This window comes from Algoriphagus jejuensis, from assembly GCF_039523455.1.
GTDB lineage: Bacteria > Bacteroidota > Bacteroidia > Cytophagales > Cyclobacteriaceae > Algoriphagus > Algoriphagus jejuensis.
In genome coordinates, this window is the sequence record NZ_BAAAFI010000047.1 from 71,561 (window position 1) to 94,216 (window position 22,656).

The 22,656-nt window shown below is 46.2% G+C and carries 16 protein-coding genes; 10 read left to right on the forward strand and 6 right to left on the reverse strand.

Annotated elements, in window-relative coordinates:
- Nucleotides 1–31: 31 nt before the first annotated feature.
- A complete protein-coding gene (locus ABD031_RS19470) occupies nt 32–1,123 on the forward strand; it encodes a DUF748 domain-containing protein (RefSeq protein WP_486279822.1) in 1,092 nt (363 codons plus the stop codon).
- Between the two features lie 161 nt (nt 1,124–1,284).
- Here the strand turns inward: ABD031_RS19470 and ABD031_RS19475 are convergent, their stop codons facing one another.
- Complete coding sequence (locus ABD031_RS19475; protein ID WP_343854400.1) at nt 1,285–2,409, reverse strand: mechanosensitive ion channel family protein; 1,125 nt, start codon at nt 2,407–2,409, stop codon at nt 1,285–1,287.
- Between the two features lie 1,098 nt (nt 2,410–3,507).
- Between ABD031_RS19475 and ABD031_RS19480 the strand changes: the two genes are divergently transcribed.
- Nucleotides 3,508–4,065 carry an HD domain-containing protein gene (locus ABD031_RS19480; RefSeq protein WP_343854402.1) on the forward strand — a complete coding sequence of 186 codons (558 nt, stop codon included), beginning with the start codon at nt 3,508–3,510 and terminating at the stop codon, nt 4,063–4,065.
- Here the strand turns inward: ABD031_RS19480 and ABD031_RS22460 are convergent.
- The gene (locus ABD031_RS22460; protein WP_486279827.1) at nt 4,011–4,391 is read right to left on the reverse strand and encodes a four-helix bundle copper-binding protein; all 381 of its coding nucleotides are present in this window, start codon (nt 4,389–4,391) and stop codon (nt 4,011–4,013) included. The genes ABD031_RS19480 and ABD031_RS22460 overlap by 55 nt on opposite strands.
- A 693-nt stretch (nt 4,392–5,084) precedes the next feature.
- On the opposite strand from ABD031_RS22460, the gene ABD031_RS19485 reads away from it, so the two are divergent.
- The 5 genes from ABD031_RS19485 to ABD031_RS19505 all read left to right on the forward strand — a co-directional run bounded on the left by ABD031_RS19485 (nt 5,085) and on the right by ABD031_RS19505 (nt 11,162).
- A complete protein-coding gene (locus ABD031_RS19485; protein ID WP_343854403.1) occupies nt 5,085–5,774 on the forward strand; it encodes a DUF421 domain-containing protein in 690 nt (229 codons plus the stop codon).
- Nucleotides 5,775–5,799: 25 nt separating this feature from the next.
- The gene (ku, locus tag ABD031_RS19490) at nt 5,800–6,570 is read left to right on the forward strand and encodes a non-homologous end joining protein Ku (protein WP_343854405.1); all 771 of its coding nucleotides are present in this window, start codon (nt 5,800–5,802) and stop codon (nt 6,568–6,570) included.
- A complete protein-coding gene (ligD, locus tag ABD031_RS19495) occupies nt 6,570–8,993 on the forward strand; it encodes a DNA ligase D (RefSeq protein WP_343854406.1) in 2,424 nt (807 codons plus the stop codon). Before ku ends, ligD begins: the two co-directional genes overlap by 1 nt.
- Before the next feature lie 184 nt (nt 8,994–9,177).
- Nucleotides 9,178–10,464: a PQQ-dependent sugar dehydrogenase gene (locus ABD031_RS19500; RefSeq protein WP_343854407.1), complete on the forward strand. Its 1,287-nt coding sequence runs from the start codon at nt 9,178–9,180 to the stop codon at nt 10,462–10,464.
- A 215-nt stretch (nt 10,465–10,679) separates the two neighbouring features.
- A complete protein-coding gene (locus tag ABD031_RS19505; RefSeq protein ID WP_343854408.1) occupies nt 10,680–11,162 on the forward strand; it encodes a PRC-barrel domain-containing protein in 483 nt (160 codons plus the stop codon).
- Between the two features lie 77 nt (nt 11,163–11,239).
- Here ABD031_RS19505 and ABD031_RS19510 read toward each other — a convergent pair whose 3' ends face one another.
- The 4 genes from ABD031_RS19510 to ABD031_RS19525 form a co-directional block, all read right to left on the reverse strand.
- Nucleotides 11,240–11,707: a PA2169 family four-helix-bundle protein gene (locus ABD031_RS19510; RefSeq protein WP_343854410.1), complete on the reverse strand. Its 468-nt coding sequence runs from the start codon at nt 11,705–11,707 to the stop codon at nt 11,240–11,242.
- A gap of 841 nt (nt 11,708–12,548) precedes the next feature.
- Complete coding sequence (locus tag ABD031_RS19515) at nt 12,549–14,240, reverse strand: SusD/RagB family nutrient-binding outer membrane lipoprotein (RefSeq protein ID WP_343854412.1); 1,692 nt, start codon at nt 14,238–14,240, stop codon at nt 12,549–12,551.
- A gap of 29 nt (nt 14,241–14,269) precedes the next feature.
- The gene (locus ABD031_RS19520; RefSeq protein WP_343854413.1) at nt 14,270–17,653 is read right to left on the reverse strand and encodes a SusC/RagA family TonB-linked outer membrane protein; all 3,384 of its coding nucleotides are present in this window, start codon (nt 17,651–17,653) and stop codon (nt 14,270–14,272) included.
- Nucleotides 17,654–17,680: 27 nt separating this feature from the next.
- On the reverse strand, nt 17,681–17,881 hold the full coding sequence (locus ABD031_RS19525; RefSeq protein WP_343854414.1) for a hypothetical protein: 201 nt from the start codon (nt 17,879–17,881) through the stop codon (nt 17,681–17,683).
- Nucleotides 17,882–18,572: 691 nt separating this feature from the next.
- Here ABD031_RS19525 and ABD031_RS19530 point away from each other — a divergent pair.
- The 3 genes from ABD031_RS19530 to ABD031_RS19540 all read left to right on the forward strand — a co-directional run bounded on the left by ABD031_RS19530 (nt 18,573) and on the right by ABD031_RS19540 (nt 22,423).
- Nucleotides 18,573–20,345, forward strand: a complete 1,773-nt coding sequence (locus ABD031_RS19530; protein ID WP_343854416.1) for a purple acid phosphatase family protein — start codon at nt 18,573–18,575, stop codon at nt 20,343–20,345.
- A 647-nt stretch (nt 20,346–20,992) separates the two neighbouring features.
- Complete coding sequence (locus ABD031_RS19535) at nt 20,993–21,553, forward strand: type 1 glutamine amidotransferase domain-containing protein (protein ID WP_343854417.1); 561 nt, start codon at nt 20,993–20,995, stop codon at nt 21,551–21,553.
- Nucleotides 21,554–22,045: 492 nt separating this feature from the next.
- A complete protein-coding gene (locus ABD031_RS19540) occupies nt 22,046–22,423 on the forward strand; it encodes a pentapeptide repeat-containing protein (protein ID WP_343854419.1) in 378 nt (125 codons plus the stop codon).
- Nucleotides 22,424–22,656: the final 233 nt, after the last annotated feature.

Consider the following 22,656-nt stretch of genomic DNA (forward strand, 5'->3'; position numbering starts at 1 on the left):
GCCTTGACTTAATTTTCAGATTATGATGTGGATGGGAATAGTGGTAGTAACAGTTGTTGTCTTACTTATCACAACACCTTTTGTTTTAAAAAAGCTAGTGAATTCTTCACTTCGTAAGATGGACGGCTTCACGGGTCAGATAGCTCATCTGAAGATCAGTTTATTCGAGGGTAAAATTGGCATAAAGAACTTCACACTACAGTCGAAAGTACAGGTCGTCAACAACAACACATCACTGAACGTGGAAGCTATCACGTTGAACTTCAAATGGCGACAACTCATACGCAGGGTTGTCGATGTTACGATAGTCCTTCATAATCCACAGTTATTTTTTGTCGCTGAGGAAACTTCCATAGAATTGACAGAGGCATCAGACTTGAAGAAAGTCGTTTCTCCCCTAAAAACAACGATAGAAAAGCTCCCGCGCTTCATCACGAATGTAGACCTGATCGACGGGGAAATACGATATCTGGACCCCACCTCTAAACCTGCGTGGGAAATCGCAATTGAGAAGTTAAATCTCAGGATTGAAAACTTCAGCAATGACCAAGCACTTAGCAAGATATGCCGAATAGAATGCGATTTTCGCCTGTGTCAGGGCGAGGGAAAACTGAACCTTGTCCTCCACCCGATGGCGATAGAACTGACCCTAGCTATCGAAGTCGAATTGAAGTCAATAAATCTCGTCTTGATGAACAATCTATTCCTCGCGTATGGAAAAATTGATATCAATTCAGGTCTTTTGGATCTAAGCGGTAAGCTTGCCATCGCAGAAAATTCGATCAAAGGATACCTTTATCCCAATTTGCGGAATATGGATTTTGTCAGCAAAGCCGATCGTGCGGATCCGTTCGTGCAAAAAATCCGTGAAAGAATTGTGGCTGCGCTGTTTGCCGTTTTGATAGCTAACCGAAAAAACAGAAACGGGGTGATGATCCCGATAGAAGGCCGATTGGACAATCCTGAACTGCAGAATGGCGTGGCGTTGAGGAAGATTTTACAAAAAGCTATCATAAAGGCATACATACCTTCATTCAAAGAGATTTTAAATTTCGGGTCCATCTCTTCACTAACGCGTGCCGGCCTCAAAGGCATGGCAAGGCGGATTTTGCGAAACAGATGATTGTCGAACGCAACCGCCTTAACACCGAAATTATTAACGATGTGGATATTTTTTCCCTGAAAACGGCAAGGTTTACGCGTTGATTTAATCACAAATCATCTTTTCGCCGATTTTGGGGCTTGGAAGGGATTAGCCTTTCTTGAGGGATAAATCCAGCTATTTTATGCTTTACCATTAGTCTCTGCATATGCTTCTTCCTCCTGCTTTGCTGCTCCGTTGATGTGAAATTTCATCCCGGCTTCGTTGCGTACATAGAGCGTTCTGGTTGGGAAAGCAATGGAAATCCCACGTTCGCCAAACTTCTCATAAATCTGTAGATTAAATTCCTGTTGCACATCCATGTAGGCATTGAATTCCGCACTATTGACATAGTAAACGATCTCAAAGTCAAGACTGGAGTCACCAAAACTCTTGAAGTGTGCCCGGTCAAACTCTACTCCCTTTTGAGATTCCACAATTTCCTTCAGCAATCCCGGAATTCCACGGACTTGCTCCACCGGCGTCTCATAGGTCACTCCAACACCGAAGACAATCCGGCGCCGCTGCATTTTCTTATAGTTGTGAATCCTGGAATTGGTGAGGTCACTGTTTGAAAAAACCAATTGCTCACCTGACAAGGTGTGAATCCGGGTGGTCTTGATCCCGATCTTTTCTACGACACCGTTTTTATCTCCGATCACCAAGAAATCTCCTACCTCGAAAGGTTGATCAAAAAAGATTACAAAATAGTTGAAAAGGTCACCAAGAATATTTTGGGCCGCCAGGGCGATTGCGATACCACCTATTCCCATCCCGGCGATGATCGCAGTGACGTCATAACCCAAATTTCCAAACATAAAGACCAAGCCCAAAATCCAGATCATTACATTCGTGATCAAGATGATTCCTCCCATTTGCTTGACTTTTTCCTCCCCGCCCTCTTGGCGTCTGATATAGGATTCCAGCAGCATTATTAGAACGCTGGAGATCAGACGGATGGCGTAGTAAGTCATCACAACCACAAACGCCACCTCGAGTATTGTTGAAAAGCGCTCTGGCCAAACCAGCGTTTTGAGGCCCGCATAAATAATGATGAAGTAAACAATCGGCACTACAAACTTTCCTATACTATCGACGATGAAGTCATCGATGGTGGTGTCTGTATTGGAGACTGCCTTCCTGATGCGTTTTAGCACTAATTTCCTAAACGCAGTCACTAAAATAAGCCCGAGCGCTATTGTGCCAAGTACGATCAGATATGCCTGTACTGTATTTCCAAAGTATTCTTTGTCTAAGAATGTTTCCATATTAACTAATAGGTTTTGAGTGAAATATCAACGGTATCTTTGCCAAAGGCTGGCATCAACATGTAGTGGTAGAGGGAGCTCTCTAATTTATCAATTTGAAAAAAGAGGCAGGCGGTGGCGCTGTAAGTGAGACACCAAGTAAAATTCAAAGAATCCGCAAAGGAGAATTATAAGGGGAAAAGTGATTTTCTTAGAAATTTGTTCCCATAATTCCAAAAAGCACCCAATTTTTTACCCGAAAAAGGCCGATAATACATTCTAAAATCAAAAAACGCTCAAAAGAGCAAGCTTACCACTGAAATCAATCCAGGGTGTCAAAAAAGTTAGGCCACAGCGGATGAGCTGTGGCCTAGTGTTCAAGACCGTCCATTCGAAGGGTTCGCTTCAGTGTCTATGAACTCCTCCTGTGGTTTTTCGTCCCGGGTCGGCGGGTCATTCTTGGTATCCCCCAAGGGGCCTACTTTTTTTACTTTTTGATATTTCTTCGCAGGTTTCCGTTCGTTTTCTTCTTTAGATTCCATAATCGTTTTGTGTTTTAGTTTCAAAATGTGACCATAAATTCATTCCCTTATCTCTAGCTTTAACGATGGGAAATGCAAATGTTGGCTCAGCAGTAGAGGTGCTGCCCATTATCCTGTGAAGAGTGCCGAATGGCTTTTTTTAAAGATTTTCAAAGTCAGAAAGACGCCCATGGCTCGCATGGCTGCCTACATAAATATATCTGACGGCAATTTCGCTGTCTCGGTCTCAGTTGCTTTGGCAATCGGCCCTTCTTTTTCTTCGTTTTTCACAGTGGTTAGTAGTATGGTTTAGTTAGATATGCCGTTTAGAATACAGTACATCAAGCAGTCAGCCAATCTTCAGAAGGTAGGTTTTCCTTGGCCAAAACTAATTCAGGAAAGTAGTACACTGAACGCCTGGGTAGTAAAATCCATAAAATGTATAGATGACTCCTCAGGGAAGTAAAACCAAAACTTATGAATCACCCTTACCTCAATCCAGACTGAGCGGCAGTTATTTTGTACGTAAGGCTATTACCAGATTCGGAAAGAAATGGGAATTCTTCACCGAATCAACGATCAGATAAAATAGTAAGTGATGAAAGAATTATTGAAAAAAGTCGAAAAATTTGCCGAACAGGCGCATGGGGACCAAATGAGAAAATATGCGCAGGAAAGATATATCGCTCATCCTATACGCGTGATGAATCTATGCCAAAACTACGTACAAGATCTCTGTATATTGTCTGCAGCCTTACTTCATGATGTATTGGAAGACACCGATACCAGAAAACATGAAATCCTGGAATTTCTAGAATCTGTGTTGGAGCGATTTGAGGCAAAAAGAACTCTCGATCTAGTCATCGAATTGACTGACGTTTACACCAAGTCTGCTTATCCTCATTTAAACCGAGACCAAAGGAAGCGCAAAGAAGCGGATCGAATTGCCAGCGTCAGTTCGGCAGCACAAACAATCAAGTATGCCGATGTGATTGACAACAGTCAGGACATCGTTGAATTTGATGCTGACTTTGCTCCCAAATTCCTAAAAGAATATCAAAACCTCCTTTCACTCACCAAAAAAGGGAATAACGAGCTCTATCAGCTTGCCTCCATGACGGTCTCACAGGGATTGAAAAAGCTGGAGAAATCCTGAAAAGCCATCAAGTTTTCACATTCTTCCATACAACGCCGACAGGAATCCGTGTATTTATTACTTCCCGTAAACGGCAGAAGTTCGCATTCCTTCAAAAAAGCTGCGCAAGCATGATTTACTGCCTGCACCAACAACCCTCTCACAGACGCCTTTGAAGACTCAAAGGCCTCCATGCATTCAATGCAAGTATAGCGGCACTCCAATGCTTTCGAGATACAGCCCACCGAATCCCCGTTCTTAGGTAATACAGCGATCAAATCCTTACAGTCGCGCGCGCACCACAGCAGCGCCATGGTCAAGTTGCATTTCGTCAGCGTATAAGTCATCGGTTTTAGAGTTAGTGGTAAACGGTTTCCCCTATGCCGTGCCTTGATTTTCCAGAATCATTAAAGCGTCGGCAAGACAGGCTTAGCTGGCCGGATTCCAAATTCATACCACTAGCAAACTGCTGGGAACGACCGCCCGCTGAAACCTCAATCAAAGCGCTTAGCGTAGCCAAAAAGCATTCTCCGATAGTTTAGAAAAGGGCCTGAAGCCAATGGGGTGATAAAGGCCTGTAGGCACCTTTAGGCAAGATGTAGAATTTTTGCCACGGGCTTTTGAGGTAAAGGACCGGAGTCAATCGCCCGCTCTGCAAAAAACACCGATTCCGCCATACGCAGCGGGGAATTTGAACTTACCTCCGCTGTTGAAAAGAGCCTTGGTATCAGATTTGAAAAAAAATCCATAACCAACTTGACTAACACCCCAAAACCGCTATGGCAGCAAAATCAAAAAAAGCCGAATCAAAATTCAAGAAACTCTTCGTTGATGGTCTTGTCGAAAGGCAATTGAAGAACAAAAAAACATCCACTCAAAACCCAAGCAGCAATGGCCAAGAGGTACCATGCGACGACGCTCGGCAATAGAATTCAGTGAAGCCAGGAAATAAGTAGAGATCGGGAACAGAAGCGAAAAAACTGGTCGACGATGCTACCTCCCTGGCCTTAAAATTATGTGTTCGTTAAACAACTGTTAAAATGCAATTTGATCTACAACGGCTGCTCATCGGGGAAGACATCCCCTATTCATTTTTGGCGGAAGTACTTGCCCGTACCTCGATCATGTTTTTCGTTTTGCTATTTATACTGCGACTCTCAGGCAAAAGAGGGATCAAACAACTCTCCATCTTTGAACTTGCCATCTTGATTTCCTTGGGGTCGGCTGCTGGAGACCCGATGTTTTATCGTGAAGTAGGACTAATCCCCGCCATTCTGGTATTTATTGTGGTGATCACCCTGTATAAGATAATCACCTATCTCACCGGTAGGTTTGAAAAGGTAGAGAAATTCGTAGAGGGAAAACCGGTGAAATTAATCCATCAGGGAAAGATCATTTACCGCACATTCAGAAAGGAGACCCTCGCGTATGACGAGCTTTTTTCCCAACTGCGACAAAATAACATCACCCATCTGGGTCAAGTGGAATGCGCCTATCTGGAGACCTCCGGTGATTTGAGTATTTTCTATTTCTCGGATCAGGATGTAGTCCCGGGTTTGCCCATTCTACCCGACATCTACGACTTCCCGGCAGAAGACATCACTCCGGGAGTCAGTTATGCATGTACGCATTGCGGAGAGACCAAAGCTGTGTTGAGTTCCTCAGACGTCTGTGCAATATGCGGGGAGCGAGAATGGCTCCAAGCAAGGCATGAAATTAGAGTAGCGTAAGAAATAAACTCAACCTCAGGAAATCATGAAATCAATCTGGAATGGCACATTGGGTTTTGGTCTGGTGAATATCCCGATCAAGATGTATTCTGCGACCGAAAGTCGCAGCATCGAGTTGGATATGCTGGATTCGAAAGACCATGCCCGCATTCGCTATCAGCGTATCAATGAAAAATCCGGAAAGGAAGTGGAATGGAAAGACATCGTGAAGGGCTACAAGCTGAACGACAAGTACGTTATCTTGGAGGATGAGGACTTCGAGCAGGCCAATGCCAAAAAGAGCAAGACCGTGGAGATTGAGGCTTTTGTCGATGAAGTGGACGTCGCCGATATGCTGTTCAAAAAGCCCTACTTTCTCGAACCTCAAAAAGACGGCGGCAAAGCGTACAACCTCCTTCGCGACGCGCTGAAAAAAACGAAAAAGCTGGGTCTCGCGACGTTCGTAATGCGGCAAAAAGAGAATCTGAGTCTAATCGGGGTGTATCAGGACGCCTTGGTACTGCACGTCATCCGCTTTTCTGAGGAGCTTCGAAACCCTTCTGATCTGAAGATTTCCAGCTCAAAAGCCACCAAGAAAGAAGTGGATATGGCCGAATCACTAATCAAGCAATACAGCGAAAAGTTTGACCTATCCAAGTACAAAGATCAGTATACCTCCCAACTGATGAAGGTGATCAAGGGAAAATCAAAAGGAAAAAAAGCTGTGGTTAAGAAATTTGAACCGGAAAACACGCCTTCAAAAGACCTGATGGCCCAGCTAAAGGCTAGTTTGGCGAAGCGTAAAAAAGCATCCTGATGGCACTGGAAGAGTACAATAAAAAACGCGACTTCAAAAAAACGAACGAACCACGCGGAGACTTGGCCCAGCAAACCGGAGAACTTCGGTTTGTGGTGCAGCGACATGACGCGAGCCACCTCCACTTTGATCTCCGGCTGGAGATCGAGGGAGTGCTCAAAAGCTGGGCAATTCCCAAAGGTCCATCCCTAAATCCCGGCGACAAGCGACTGGCAGTGCAGACGGAGGATCATCCGATGAAGTATCTCGACTTCCAGGGCACTATTCCCAAGGGAAATTACGGAGCAGGGGAAATGACAATCTGGGATTCGGGAACCTTTACTCCCATGTCCGACAAGAAGGACGCTACCCTCAAAATGTACAAAGAGGGCGATCTGAAGATCACTTTTTTTGGCAGCAAGCTCCGAGGCGATTTTGCTCTGGTCAGAACCAATTTTGAAGGAAAACAACCACAGTGGCTCCTAATCAAAAAGAAGGACAAATTTGCGACCGACCTGGACTACGACGCCAATCTTCACCTCAGCGAAACAATCATCGAAGAGACCACTAAGGCACCCAAAGCACTTACACTCAAGAGGCAGGTCTCTCCCATGCTTGCCTCCACCAGTAAAGACCTGAAATTCTCTACTTCCAAAAATTGGCTGTATGAGATCAAGTGGGATGGCTATCGGATGCTCTGCAATCATTCCTCAAGCAACACCACGCTCTATTCCCGTAATGGCGTCGATTACACAGACACCTACCCTGCGCTGATCGACAGCTTGAGACAACTGCCCAAGAGCGCTATTCTAGATGGAGAAGTCGTGAGTTTGGACAGGGATGGAATTGCGCGATTCCAATGGCTGCAGCACTACGACGAAAAACCGCAAGGAGACCTCACCTACATCGTCTTTGACCTGTTGTATCTCGACGGGCATAGCATCATCCACCTGACGCTGACGGAGCGGAAAGAATTGTTGGAAACATTGATCGAAGATTTGCCCCACATCCGCTACAGCGAGCACCTGATTGGCGGAGGCAAAGCTTTTTTCGAAGAAACAAAGAAGAAAGGCCTGGAAGGAATCATCGCCAAAAAAGCAGATTCTAGCTACTATCCCGGTGTCCGTTCCGAAGATTGGATCAAATTCAAGACGCAGGAAAGTATCGAAACCGTGATCTGTGGTTACACCAAATCCGAGAACCGCCCCTTTGGATCTCTGATATTGGGATTGCATGAAAAAAATGAATTGAGATACGTCGGCAACTGTGGGACGGGTTTTTCTGGCACTCAGCAAAAAAACTTGGTCTCCCAATTCTCGAAAATCACGCAGAAGAATTCTCCCTTTCCAGAGAAAATCAATCTCAACGGCAGACAGCCGTTTTGGCTTCAACCGGTGATGGTGGCCGAAGTGACTTTCGCAGAGTGGACAGAAAAAGGCCGATTGCGGCAGCCAGTATTTAAGGGAATGCGAAATGACAAAGTCCCTCAAAAACTATCCCGCGACAGCCCCGAAAATTCCAAAAATTCCGCCGAAAACACTGACAACTCACTGCTAATCGACGGGATCAATGTGCCCGTCAGCAATCTGGAAAAACCGCTTTGGCCAAAGGAAGGAATCACCAAATACGATCTGATTGACTACTATTTGGCAGTCTCTGAATACATTCTACCCTTCCTGAACGATCGTCCACAAAACCTTCATCGTCATCCCAACGGTATCGATAAAGATGGATTTTATCAAAAAGATACTCCGGAAGGATACCCGGATTGGATTGAGACGACCACCATTCATTCAGAGTCTTCCGACAAAGACATCGACTACATGCTTTGCCAAAAGGAAGCGACGCTGATCTATATGGCCAACCTGGGCTGCATCGAGATCAATCCCTGGAATGCACGGATAGCCACGCTGGATAGACCGGATTACATCGTGATCGATTTGGATCCTTCGGATAAAAACGACTTCAAACAAGTCGTTGAAGTGGCGCAGGCCTTTCACGAATTGCTTCAAGAATTGAAGATCGAAGGCTATTGCAAAACGTCGGGATCGAGTGGACTACACATCTATATTCCCCTTGGAGCGAAGTACACCTTTGAGGAAGGGAGAGACTTTTGCAAACTCCTGTGCACCGTGATCCAAGAGCAGCTCCCCAAACTCACCACTATGGAGAGACCATTGAAGTCCCGAAAAGGCAGAATCTATCTGGACTATCTTCAGAATCGTCCGGGCCAAACGCTCGCTTCGGTTTACTGCGTACGCCCTAGGCCGGGCGCGACTGTTTCTACCCCCTTGCTTTGGAAGGAAGTGAACAGCAAATTAGACAAAGATGCGTTCACTATCTTCACAATCAAGGATCGGATCAAAGAGCATCCCGATCTTTTCAAAGAAGTGCTGGGTAAAGGAATCAGCATCGAAAAAGCCTTGGAAATCCTGGATGCCTGAATGGGAATCCAGTACAGGTATTGACTCAGTCTGGGGAAAATATTACACTAAAGCTAGATTGCCTCAGCGATTTAAAGGATCAATTCCAGTGGCTGGGCCATATTTCGTAGGTTCTATTCATCCAACCTCTTTTTGGCTGCATGATTGATTATTTACAGCACTGGAAACCAACCTGTAACTAGCGATGCGCATCAAAACTATACTTTTACTATTTGCACTGGCCACCATGGGCTTTGCCTCGTGTCAAGAAAAAGTCTCCAAAGAAGACAAAGAAAAAATCTCACAAACCAGCCCAGATACGGTGCAGACAGCTCTGGGCGAACTGATCCTGCCCCCGCCTTACTCATCCAAGTCTGTCACCAACCAAAGTAAGGTGCTTGGTTGGCCGGAAGACAAGACACCTGCTGCTCCGGTGGGATTTGTAGTCACCAAATTTGCCGATGGTCTGGACAACCCACGAAATACCTACGTCGGCGACAACGGGGATATTTTTGTAGTGGAGAGCAACACCAAAGGAAGCGCCGATCGCATCACGATTTTTCAGGACAAAAATAAAGACGGTGACTATGAAGTCAGAGAGATCTTCAAAGAAGGACTGAATCAGCCCTACGGCGTCTTGGTCCTGAATGATCATTTCTACATCGCAAATACCGACGGGCTTTATCGATTCGCATACAAAAAAGGACAGTCAAAACTGGAGGGAGAAGGCAACAAAATAGTTGAACTCCCAGCTGGAGGATACAACAATCACTGGACTAGAAATCTGATAACCAACGTAGACGGAAGCAAGATCTACATCTCTGTCGGATCTGCGAGTAATGTGGCCGAGCATGGCATGGACGAAGAAAAACGCAGAGCTGGAATCCTCGAAGTCAATCCGGACGGTTCTGGTGAAATCATATATGCAAGTGGGCTGAGAAATCCGGTGGGAATGTCTTGGAACCCTGCCACGAAGGAACTTTGGACAGCGGTCAATGAACGTGACGAATTAGGTGATGATTTGGTACCAGATTATATCACGAGCGTGAAAAAAGGGGGATTTTATGGTTGGCCTTACTCCTACTTTGGTCAGATCGAAGATCCTCGATTGGAAGGCCAAGCACCCGAATTGGTAGCTGACGCAATCATTCCGGAAGTGCCGGTCGGAAGTCACACCGCTTCGTTGGGCCTGACGTTCTATGAGGGTTCATCGTTTCCTGAGAAATATAAAAATGGAGCATTTGTAGGGCAACACGGCTCTTGGAACCGGGCGAAACTTGCGGGGTACAGAGTACTGTTTGTGCCTTTCCAAAACGGGAAGCCGGCTGGACAACCGGAGGATTTTCTAACCGGGTTTGTGTCTGAGTCAGATGATTCTGAAGTCTATGGCCGTCCGGTGGACGTCACCGTCTTGCCTGACGGTTCGCTTTTGGTAAATGATGATAGCGGAAACACGCTTTGGAAAGTGATCTATTCCGATAATACAGATTAAAAGGCATTTCTGTGCCATTTGGCTCATTCCTCAAACTTCCGACTATCATTCTGCCATCCAATCAGGAAGCGAAGGTGAAATTGACGCTACAAAAAGGGAATTGCGACCTCACCCTTACCCGCAAAAAACGAGCGTAAATCCCACAGATCGAGGGTTTTCCTGTTGGCATCCATATGGAACTGAATCAAATCGCTTACTCACTAAACCAAACTAAAATGACTAGTACACATCATTCCCAAATCCGATGCTCGACCGTGTTTTCGAGCACCGTAGAAACCGCAAGATCAGAATCTGTCGGATCCATTGATGAATTCATGAACAATATCCACACAGGCGAAATTGACTATGTGGTGTTGAAGGTGGATCAGGGCTTCCTGAATCTAGGCTCCAAACTTTTGGCTTTACCATTTGAATCGTTCGATTTCAGCAGGGCCGAAAACGAGGGTATTATAGTAGTCAATGAAACGAAGGAAACCCTGGAAAATGCGCCGGGATTTGAAGAAAATGCTTGGCCGTCAGGACCACAGCCCGAATTTCTTCACACCATTCGGTCCTACTATAGCGAAAAAGCCCGCAGTCTTCATGGACGATATGATCCCGAAAAAAGAGCTGTCCGAAGTGAAGGAGACCCGTTTGAAGTAGAATCTTCAGGCAGAGGCGAATCGGAATTCCAAACAAAGAGAGATTCATTATCTTAGCGTCATGGACCAAAAAAAAGGCTAACCGAGTGGTAGGTTAGCCTTTTTTAAACGAAGTATTTACTATTTGAAAACAACTAATTTTTCACAACCAGAGACTCTCTGAGCTGTCTGACATTGTTATATGATTGTTTCAAAGTCCGCACTTGTTGCATCAACTTCTTTCTTAAATAGTCTGGCAAATTGCTATCATTTGCGGCCGCTTTATACGCTTTTTGCGCTACTTTCTCACCAATTTCGCAGCGCTCTAAGATACTTTGCCGGTCATGTTCTGAAAATCCCGAAGGAATATCCATCGAAGCGCTATCAAGCTTACCGTTAGTTGTTGACCTTTGCGCTTTATCGACTTCTAAACTGTTCAATTCGTACAATAATCCACCTTTGCATTTTTGGCTTTCTCCGATCATCCACACAAATAGAGCTTTCAGATCTTGATCCTCAGCCTTCAGGTTTTCGATCGCATTTTGATACCTTTCAATACGATCTATGTGGATTTGCACCAAATTGCTTAAAATCTCCGGAGTGTCTGTGAGCGAGTATATCATATTGTAGTTCTGTCAAAAGAAATAAATCACTGTCAGCTTCGTGTCAAAAATGATCCAACAGCAGTCTGAAGCAGTCGTCGTCAATCCCTAGAATCCTTACGAGTCCGTACGTTCCTCAGGTTTTATTGGATCAAATTTGTCGTAGTTCCAGTCCTTTTAACTTTTGCTTGACCCAAATACTTAGCCATTATTTAAACAAAATGAAGTATAGCCATTTATGCTGTTCAAAAGCTGAAAAGCGCGTTGGCAATCGTACTTGGGGCTGAAGACGAAGGGATAAAATCCTCACTTTGTGGAAAAAATTCATCCAGGCAATGAAAGAGCAAAGTACATGTCTCGCAGAGACGGTGAGTCGCAAAGGACAGACTCGATGATGTCCAAACTTGGCGTCTTAGCGTCTCCGCGAGAACTCCGCCTCATTTGCTAACCTTTTCGCTTTTTGTTACCCTGCTTCTCCAGAAGCAGGCTTCCCGCAACTCAAGCCCTTTGATCTGAATTCTGACTTCACAGCGCGGATTACTCCGATAGGAAACACCGGTACACTCCCAATCACCCAAGGTCCGCCCTTTCGTCATACCTGATCCAGCTCGGCATGCCTGCTTCAGTGATTTTCCAAAGGTAGCATCGCAACCACTCCATCTTGTAAGATCCCGGATCCTAATGCAGCAGGTCGGTATCTTCGAAAGAGGAACCCACTCCCCGGATTCATAGTTGATTTTTACGTCTGGATAGTTTTTCCGCTCATACTCACCAACTGACCACAAAAAAACCGGGGAAGAAAATCTCCCCCGGCATTTTATCGGTACTGATTGCTTTTACTATTGCAATCGGATTTGCAAGCTTACCAAGGCTTGTTGGTTCCCTGGATGATCCAAGGCTTAGACCATTGGTTGTTTGGACCGATCTCGGCACCATACTGTGAAACTTCCAGACGACCAACCGCAGTAGCGGTTTCCTCCGAGTTGAAGTTCAGTTCATTGTTGCCATAAGGAAACCTGACAGGCATCACTGGCTCCATAGAAGCTGGACCTACTTTGAAATCAGGGAGGCCAGTACGTCTGTAGTCAAACCATGCTTCGGTAGCGGAAGTCCAACTTGCGATCCACTTTTGAGTCAGGATCTGTTTGGCAGTACCGTCGAAGGCAACACCTGGCTGAGCGATGTATGCGTCATAACCAGCAGAAACGCCCCAAGTTTTCAAAGAAGCCTTGATACCGTTTTCGTAGTGGGTTTTCGCAGTACCAACCGCGTAGCCTTTGGTAGCAGCTTCTGCCAAAATAAAGCTCACTTCAGCGGTCGAGATTAGTCTAGCTTTCAGCAGATCATTCTTAGCCAATCGGTACACATCGCCAATCTGGGAAACGTGCTGATTCTCCAACTGTTGACCGGGAGTTGGGTTGAGGTTGTGCGCAGATGGATTGATCAATCCGGTCGGCAAACCTACATATTCTCTGGTATCCAACTTGTAACCCAACAAATCAGGGTTGTAGTGTCGGGTAAACTTATTGCCCGCTGCGATTTCGATGAGATACTGGCTGTCGCCAAGGGACACTACGCCATTTTGGATCACGCCATTCTTGCGGATGTAAGGATCATAAGCCACGGTCAGAGTCTTGTCCTCTACCCACCGGCAGTGCACTTTTCTGAACCAAACTGAGACCCGTGGATCGTTTGTAGCCAACATCGGATCGAGCAAGGTGTTGCCTGGCTTGATTCTCCTGAAGTTGGAACCAGCATCATAGGATGCAGCAGAAGGCCATGAATCGTCAGCTGAAGCCCCGAGGTATGCCATCGTCACATCATCAGAAGCATCTGTCAGGTAATTTCCCGAGCTGTAGATCGCTTCGATACCCGGCTTGGCGATGTCCGGCATTTTGTCAGAGATTCTCATGTAATATCTCAAGAGAAGCGAGTTGGCAAATTTTTGCCAACGAGTAGCATTTCCTGCGAAATAGATATCGTACTGAGGGATCACATTGGTGGAAGGAGTGGTAGCGAATATCGCAGCGGCAGCCTTCAAATCTTCGATAACCCCCTTGTAGATTACTTCTTGAGAATCATAGATCGGGAACTGATAGTCCAAATCATCTTTTGAGCCCTGAAGCGCATAGGTATAAGGTGCGTCACCCCATAGGTCGGTCACAATTCCGAACAGATATGATTTCATCGTCAAACCGATCGCCTTGTGGAAATCAGACCCTACCTCTTCGGATCTTTTGATCAGGAACTCATTGGTTCTCAATAAAGAGTAATAGCCATTCCAATCACTTGGTCCCCAAGCGTAGCTGTTGTGACCGGAGAACCAACCATCTTTTTGCGTATGTTGTGCCACGCCGGCGATGTCGCCATAGCCCAGATTTAGTGTGTTTTTAGCCGCACCTACCATCACGGTAGGCATTAGCATATTCACGTTGGCGTCAGCGGGAGACACCCCGTTAGGGTTGTTGTTTATCTCATCTAAACTTTCGCAGCTGCCGAATGCGATCAACGTAGCCAGCGAAAGTACTTTGGTATGTTTTATCCAATTTTTCATAGTCTCTTTAATTTAATTGAGCGAATGGATTAGAAGTTGGCGTTGAACTTAAAGCCCAAAGGCAGTGTCCACGGGTTCACATTTTGAAGCTCAATACCCTGTCTGAACAAGTTGGCAGAGTCTCCTTGCTTGGAAGCTTGCAGCTGGAATGCTCTCTCTGGATCGATTCCCACATCGGCTTTAGTCCAAAGCATCAGGTTTCTGGTGAATACAGATACACTTGCATTCTGGAATCCTTTCATCTTAGGCAGGGAATAGGACAGGGAAAGTTCTCGGAGTTTTACAAAAGAAGCATCAAACGTGATGGCCTGATTGTAGCTCCAAGGATAGGTATCAGAGATTGGGTAGATGTTGGTACCAGGACCGCCCAAGTGCTCGATATACTCCCCGTTTTCGCCCATGATCACACCTGGAATGAAGGCTCCATCAAACCCGGCAGGACCCTGGTTCACTGGCATACCACCTTCATCTTCAGCATATCCGCCCACTCTTGGGAATGATCCGTTTTGAGGAATGATGTATTTTCCTGGATCAGACTTCAGCAAGTCGATCAATTCCTGCTCGCTGTAGTTTCCACCTGGGATCAACATATCCTTTTGTCTTCCAGACTTCCAGTCAGACTCAGCATATCTATAAGTGAATGACATGAAGTCTCCACCGATTCGGGTATCCACACTTGCCGCCAACACGAATCGACCGTAGCTCAAGCTGGTTTGGAAACCTAACATTGCATCTGGGTTGAAGTTACCCACCTTTCTTCGATCTTCTCTTCCGTTTTGGGATATCCACTCCCCGTTGTTGGAGAGGATTGGCCATCCGTAGTATTGGGAGTTTTTGTCCTCAACAGTAGCATAGCCACGGCTCCAAAGGTCGCCGATCTGTCCACCGATGAAAGTGCTCGCACCCCCACCGTTGTCTTCCCATAGGGTGATGAATTCCATACCCTCTGTCAGAGACTCTAGCTTGGTTCTGTTACGTGTGATGTTCAAGTTCAAATCCCAGGTCAAACCGTTTGGCTTCTGTATCGGGGTAGCACCGATCTGTACTTCCCAACCTTGAGAAGAGATCAAACCTGCGTTCACCTGACGCTGAGAATATCCTGAAGACTCAGGAGTCGGGATGTTCAGGATCTGGTTTTCGTTTTTCTGATAGTAGTAAGTTGCTTCGAAACGAACCTTATTGTCCAAGAAATTCATATCCAAACCTAGTTCCTGTGAGGTGTTGATTTCCGGCTTCAAGTTAGGGTTGAGCAATGTACCTGGATAGTTTGTAGTGATCAAGCTACCCCAGCTGCCGGTACCCAAGGTCTGCTCCAACGCATACGGATAGGTGTCGTTACCCGCCTGCGCAATACCTGCTCTCAATTTCAACATGGAGATGCTCTCTGGAAGGTTGAAGGTATAATTAGCCAACCAGCTCAGAGACAAGGAAGGGTAGAAATACGATCTATTATCAGCTGGCAAGGTACTGGACCAGTCATTTCTAGCAGTGATGTCCGCATACAATTGATCCTTGAAACCCAAAGACGCTACACCGAATACGGAGTAGATGGACTTTTCAGCGGAATAATTGCTGTAGTTCAGGCCTGTGTTTGCAATGTTGCTCACGCGATACAGACCCGGAACGATCAAACCTGCGTTCGTCTTGCTTCCGATGTAGTCATCAGCAAAGTGCTGACTCATGGCGTTACCACCAGCACTGATGTTCAAGTTGAAGCCCGTCCATTTCTTGTTGTAAGAAGTCAAGAACTCCACGTTGGTTTCTGTACCGCCCAGGTTTTGAAGGTGGTAAGCACCTTTACGCTCTCTGGTATAAGAATATGGAATCTTGGTTTCACGGTTTTCGCTATAGGTATCCATAGTCAACTTCAAGTGAGACTTGATCGCGTCGGAGAATTTGTATTCCGTCTTGATGTTACCGAAGACTCGGTCACGGACGAAGCCGTTGTTGATACCGTAAGCGATGAAATACGGGTTGTTGTCATTGGTAGATACCGAACGCTGCTGGATCTCTTCCTGACCAGGCACCCAGTAGTCTTCCATTTCACGGATATCGACATGAGACCAAGAGTAAACTGCCTCAAGCGGGTTAGCACCTCTATTACCAGTCGCCGGACGGTTGTCAGACTTGTTGCGGGAGATGTTCACATCTGCACTTACTGCCAATTTTGAATTGAGATTGTAAGTATTGGAGAGGTTGATGCTGTGACGGTTAAGATCCGTATTTGGGATCATACCCTTGTTAAGCATGTTGGAATAAGAAAGGCGATAAACAGCTTTCTCAGTAGCTCCAGACACCGACAGGGCATTGGTTGAAGTGATTCCAGTTTCCAGGAAGTTCTTCATGTTGTCTTCGTAGGATTTCAACTCCGTCGCCACTTTGTTGCCATTTGCATCTGTTGGGCTATTCCACTGCACTGCCGTATTACCTACGTCCAGTTTTGGACCTACCCAATACGCAGAGCGCTCATCCAATAGATCAGTTCTAGATCCGTTGGCATATTCGTAGTGCATATCCAAAAAGCGGTAAGGAGTCTCGAAAACGTTGGAAGTTGAGAAACTCACCCGCATCGCCTCACCTTTTTTACCTTTTTTAGTCGTGATGAGGACCACTCCGTTACCTGCTCTGGAGCCATAAAGCGCCGCAGCACTTGGACCTTTCAATATCGTCATATCTTCGATGTCGTCCGGGCTCAAGTCAGAGATTGGGTTACCATAATCGACCTGATTTCTGTCACCCATGGTTCTTACGTTACCCATGGAATTGGATACCGGTACTCCATCGATTACAAAAAGAGGTTGGTTGTCACTGCTCAAGGAAGTCGCCCCACGAATAACTACACTGGTGGAAGAACCCACACCTGAAGTCTGGTTGATCTGCACCCCTGCTACACGGCCGGCAAGCGACCCCAGTACATTTTCCTGTGTTACTGTTCTCATCGCGTCACCATCTACCTCGCCTACCGAGTAGCCGAGGGATCTTTTTTCACGCTCGATACCCAAGGCAGTCACCACGACTTCATTCATCGACTGGATGTCTTCTTCCATGACGAGGTTTAGTGTAGTCTGGTTGTTGACCGGCTGCTCTACGGTATTGAAGCCAATGTAGGAAAACACCAATACAGCGCTTCCTGAATTGACAGAAAGGGAATATTCCCCGTTAATATCTGAGACGGTACCGTTGGTAGTTCCTTTTTCCAAAATAGTAACTCCCGGTAGTCCCAGTCCATCGGTCAACGAAGTGACCTTTCCTCTCACCACGACTTGGCTTTGGAATAGTTCCTCCATGGACACATTAGAACTGTTGTACAACTCTCTCCCCTCCACAGGAGAAAGCAGCACAGAGCCCAAAACCAAGGCAAGGGAAGCTCCCCTCAAGATCTTGGGCCTAATTAAGTAGCTGACTTGTTTCATAAGCATTTAGGTTAGGTAAAGTGTTTTCTAATTTTTACTGGTTTGATCCTCATTTGGGACTGAACCGTTTCCGTTCATAAACTGAGCAAAAAGCGTCCAGAACCCCTCCTCAAGATTTTCAGTGTGTTTTCTGTCATCCAGCATGGCCAAAAACAGGTCAAATTCCTTGCGGCTGATTTCCCCTGTTGCCAGCTTTTTGATCAATTCTGATGCGTTTGGATTTTCCATAGCTTGCTCATTCACAGGTAATACCTTGAGGGCTAAAAAACGGACTACTGGATAATAATTTTTGTTAAATAGTCTGGACATTTCCCGGAGAAGAACCCCCTAAACCGTCACGTCAGCCAATTCAAGCCTAAAAGAAACCGCTGGCAATCTGCCAGTTGAGACTCAGCAAAAAGTGACCAGCTGTCAATGTTATCAAATCGTTAAGAGGAGTGCGGGATTTGAGGTGAGTGGAAAGGGATGTCTTGGCGGGTGTGGGAGGCAGTTTCTCACGCTTAAGTCATCAAATATCACTTAGAAATCAGTTTAGACTGGGGTCTTTCTTCGTTCTTTTGGCTTAACCCAAAAGAACAAATCCCGAGCTATCGGGACAAGCTTTGCCAAGGCTCCCACTGCCCTAGTCCGGACGCCCGCTCGTGGCAAATCCTCCCCACCGCTGCTATATGAATTTTATTTGGTGCAAGGCCGGTGAAACTCAAATATAGAATCATACCTTAAGTGATTTTCGATCTCACAAAGCCCGTTGATTTCCCTTTTGTGTATACTTGAATCCGCTAGGACTCACAGCGACAATCTCCGGTTTCCTTGCATCGATCACCCGACATCAATCCTCATACGGTTCTTTTTTAAATAGTCCATTCAATTCAGCTTGGGGTACTTTCTACAAGACGTATTTTAGAAAAATCAAAATTTGATGAAAATCTCCCTTTCCAACGCCACTGGCGCGCTTCTGCTTCCACTGGCTTTTTCTTTTTGCACTCCTGAAAAAACCACTCCGCTTACCCTACAGGAAGTGGCCGATCAGGTCGTGACACGCCTTTATAAAGAGATCCCCGCCGACAGCCTTAATTTGCTCGACGAAGAATTCCTCCTGACTTACTTAAGTGAAAGCGAAAAGGAAGTACTCGCCAAAGGCTACTGGATCTTTGATGTCAACCAAGACGTCCGTGTTTCTCTAATGCGGGACAAAAGTCAAAAGGACGTTCCGTTTTGGCTGGAATCCTCCGGTTTTGAAAAGACTCCCCTCCTGGTCAAAAATGAAATGTCGGAATACGAAGTATGGCAAAAAAACTTCCAAAAAGGAAAAGTAGAACTCGGCATCAGCGGACTGGACAAACACCGACCAGTCTATTTCGTGAGCCTCGCTCCCGTCAATGAAGGATCACCCTTGGAAATCACTCCGATCTTCCCCGAAAAACAACATCAAGAAGTATTCGAACCCGGTGCATTTACCTACCACGATTGGGATGGACTCAAGCTGTCAGAAGTGCCGGAAAGTCTACGAGGAGAAATGCTCTTGACGACCATCCGGGGAAGGGCCCGAGAAGCGCACTTCTTACACGCATTCCGAAATACCCTTTTCCCCTCCTCGGAGGCACCGGATCAGATCGCCCTATCCTGGCCCGGAGATCCATCCAACTCGATTTCGGTGCAGTGGCGCACCGGCGACACGGTCACTGACGGTAAAGTACGATATTGGAAAAAATCCACATCTGATACCTTGGAGACCGTCGCAAGTGCATTTCGCATGGAAGATCGACTTCTCCAAAACGACCGCTACATCCAAAAACACACCGCCCGACTAACCGGACTCAATCCCGGTACCAACTACGAGTACCACGTCGTCAGCAATGAAAACACAAGCGCCGTCTATGAATTCATCACCAGCGCAGCAGATGACGGAGACTTCTCCTTCCTGTGGTTTGGCGACACGCACAACGATGAAAAGACGGGAAAGATGTATCAGGATGCGGCGGCGAAAAATCCAGACGCCCGATTCTATGTCCAGTCCGGCGACTTGGTCAACACTGGACTTTACCGCAACGATTGGGACGAACTGTTTGGCTACACCGCTGCGGCGTGGGCCGAGAGGCCCTTTATGCCAGTACCCGGCAATCACGACAGCCAAGACGGATTGGGTGCCTGGATGTTCAAAGAGCAGTTTGACCTACCGACCAACGGGCCGGATTCCAGTCACCACGAGTTCACCTATTTCTTCACCTACCAAGATGCGCTCTTCCTGATGATGGACGGCACACTTCCTATCGAAGGCCAGGCCGCCTGGATCGAAAAAACCCTGGCCGAAAATCCCGCCAAATGGAAGTTTCTGATCGTCCACTTTCCGATGTTCAATGCCGTGGAGCCTTACTTGGATATTCAAAAAAGCTGGCTACCGATACTGGAAAAGCACGGCGTAGACTTGGTGTTGAGCGGGCATTTTCATTACTACATGAGATCCAAGCCGCTTTCCGAATTTACCGAATCCACCTCTCAGATACGGTTCGTGCATTCTGCCGCCACCTCCGGCAAGTTTGAGAGCGAGGGTCAAAACGTCGATGAGATCGTAGTCTCCTACTCGCAAGACTACCTCTATCAGAAGATCGATCTGACAGGAAACACACTCACCCTCACTTCTTACAAAGCAGACGGAGAAGTACTCGACACCTTCCAGATCAAAAAGGAATAAACAACCAACTTCAACTTCTCTTTTAAAGCCTTATCGGAATAGAATTTCCGGTGAGGCTTTTTTATGTCATCGGCGCCACTTGAATATTTAAAGCCCTAGCACACTTCCGAAAAATAACTTGTATCCCAGGTTTGGAAATGAAACCGTTACCAGCCTGAGCCCACCGTGCAGTGTATTGGCACTGGGCCCTGCCCAACCCGTGTGAGCGTAGGCAATGGTTTCGTTCACGGTCTTGTCGGTCTGTAGCGGTAAAGATTTTCCTTCCGCCAGTTGCCCAGCGCTTCCTCTCTGAGCGTAGTTATACTCCCTCGACCCCGCTGAGCGCGGTTATACTTCCTCTTTTTTTGAGAAGGACATTGCCCAGGTGTCCAGTAGGGAGCAAATCATCTTTCGTTTCCCTTTGGATTTGCTATCCGCATATCCATTCAAAAACCTTCGAAGGCGGAGTTGTACCACCTTTACAAACTTGTGTTTAGGTAATGCCGGACACAGTCTGTGGACTCCAGTTCCTACCCTACTCCGAACAAAGCTCTCTTTTTGAGCTTATCCACCCGTTAGCATGAATGGAATGATATTGGTCACCTTTCTATCAGTTTTCGGAAGAAAACTGCCGTAAACAGGCAAATTTTCACTAAACTACTATTAGCATGAGTTTATTAAAAGACGTACGAGTGGCTATCCTGGCCACTAATGGATTTGAAGAATCGGAATTGCTCGAGCCAAGAAAGGCTTTGGAAAAGGAGGGTGCAGAAACTTTCGTCATCGCTCCAGACGCCGGAAAGATAAAAGGTTGGAAGGATGGCAACTGGTCGGATCCAGTCACAGTGGATGCGCGGATTGACCAGGTTAGCCCCTCGGATTTTGATGCCTTGCTGATCCCCGGCGGTGTAATCAATCCAGATCAGTTGAGACGCGATATGGGCGCTGTAGAGTTTGTTCGCGCTTTCTTTAAAGATCAGAAACCGGTCGGAGCCATCTGCCACGGGCCGCAACTGCTGATCGAAGCCGAAGTGACCAACGGCAGAACGCTGACCTCATTTGCATCTATCCGCAAAGATCTGGAAAACAGTGGAGCCCAATGGGTGGATGAAGAAGTAGTTGTGGATCAGGGACTGGTGACCTCCCGCAGTCCCAAGGATCTGCCGGCTTTCAACAAGAAGCTGGTAGAAGAATTCCGGGAGGGAAAACATGCCGGGCAAAGAGCCTAAAGCAAACTGAAGAATCCCGACCGAGTTGGTCGGGATTTTTTGATTCTGGATGGGTTAAACCAAAAGAACTACGAAAAGATAGGCCCTACAAAATTCGCAGTCGAGGATTTCATTTGGGATAAGAGGTTGGTCTGAGGCAAGCATTTGAAAGCTTTCCGGTTCGCCGTTCCGTAGGTGCATTCGTCGTTAGGAAAAAATGGACGGATTGCGGTTTGTTCGCTTCGTAGAAAGGTTCAGTGATGTTTCATTTACCAAGCGTTCCGAAAAAACCCGCCATCACCCTTAATTTTAATTTCTTTCGTCGGCTGTCCTTCTGCGAAAAACCCACAACAATCTAAATCCTTCATCTACCTCATAACTAGCAGGACAGCATGTCGTTAAAGTACGACTTCAATTACCAAGCTGGCACGCCCGACTCAATGGCCATCTTTTTTGTCGCAAACAACCCGCTTCGTTTTTAGAGGAATCTCATAGGTTCACAAAAAGAAAAATATGAAAATCCAAAAAGTCGAAATTAAAGACGATTGCGCTGAAGTAAACGCAAAAAACGCGATGCTTGACAATTCATCTTTCAGCAATGTCAGCATGCGGAATGTGATAATTTCTGATGCAAATTTGAGCGACCTAAAAATTGATGGTGCCCAAATTGGCGGTGCTTTAATCAAAAACATCGGAATGCCTGATGGAGATCACCCTAATTATGATCCAGATTTGAAACATAGACCCGTACGTTTCGAATTATGCGATTTCAAGACGAGCCTTTTTATTGAATGCGATTTGAGCCAGGTCCGATTAGAAAACTGCAACATCGCAGGACTTACAATAAATGGAATTGCGATTGATCAACTTCTAGCTAATTCAAAGAAGTAAAACTGCCGGTAACAACCCTATTTTAGTTGCCTACATAGAGACCACTTCAACCCTGAGAAGAAGACGCTCTGAGCGTAGTCAGACTTCAACTCTGAGAAGAGCGCTGCGTAGGTGTAGTCCGTACGGCTCTCGAGTAACTACGCCTTTCTATCCAAACAAATCCATTACAACGGCGTGAGTAATTCAAAGCCAATTACAAATCGGAACTAAATCTAGCGTGAGATTGCTCCCGA

Coding starts and splice junctions, on each gene's coding strand:
- ABD031_RS19480 (WP_343854402.1), top strand. CDS start 3,508: ATGAAAGAATTATTGAAAAAAGTCGAAAAATTTGCCGAACAGGCGCAT.
- ABD031_RS19470 (WP_486279822.1), top strand. CDS start 32: ATGGGAATAGTGGTAGTAACAGTTGTTGTCTTACTTATCACAACACCT.
- ligD (WP_343854406.1), top strand. CDS start 6,570: ATGGCACTGGAAGAGTACAATAAAAAACGCGACTTCAAAAAAACGAAC.
- ABD031_RS19510 (WP_343854410.1), bottom strand. CDS start 11,707: ATGATATACTCGCTCACAGACACTCCGGAGATTTTAAGCAATTTGGTG.
- ABD031_RS19520 (WP_343854413.1), bottom strand. CDS start 17,653: ATGAAACAAGTCAGCTACTTAATTAGGCCCAAGATCTTGAGGGGAGCT.
- ABD031_RS19540 (WP_343854419.1), top strand. CDS start 22,046: ATGAAAATCCAAAAAGTCGAAATTAAAGACGATTGCGCTGAAGTAAAC.
- ABD031_RS19530 (WP_343854416.1), top strand. CDS start 18,573: ATGAAAATCTCCCTTTCCAACGCCACTGGCGCGCTTCTGCTTCCACTG.
- ABD031_RS19535 (WP_343854417.1), top strand. CDS start 20,993: ATGAGTTTATTAAAAGACGTACGAGTGGCTATCCTGGCCACTAATGGA.
- ku (WP_343854405.1), top strand. CDS start 5,800: ATGAAATCAATCTGGAATGGCACATTGGGTTTTGGTCTGGTGAATATC.
- ABD031_RS19500 (WP_343854407.1), top strand. CDS start 9,178: ATGCGCATCAAAACTATACTTTTACTATTTGCACTGGCCACCATGGGC.
- ABD031_RS19515 (WP_343854412.1), bottom strand. CDS start 14,240: ATGAAAAATTGGATAAAACATACCAAAGTACTTTCGCTGGCTACGTTG.
- ABD031_RS19505 (WP_343854408.1), top strand. CDS start 10,680: ATGACTAGTACACATCATTCCCAAATCCGATGCTCGACCGTGTTTTCG.
- ABD031_RS22460 (WP_486279827.1), bottom strand. CDS start 4,391: ATGACTTATACGCTGACGAAATGCAACTTGACCATGGCGCTGCTGTGG.
- ABD031_RS19475 (WP_343854400.1), bottom strand. CDS start 2,409: ATGGAAACATTCTTAGACAAAGAATACTTTGGAAATACAGTACAGGCA.
- ABD031_RS19485 (WP_343854403.1), top strand. CDS start 5,085: ATGCAATTTGATCTACAACGGCTGCTCATCGGGGAAGACATCCCCTAT.
- ABD031_RS19525 (WP_343854414.1), bottom strand. CDS start 17,881: ATGGAAAATCCAAACGCATCAGAATTGATCAAAAAGCTGGCAACAGGG.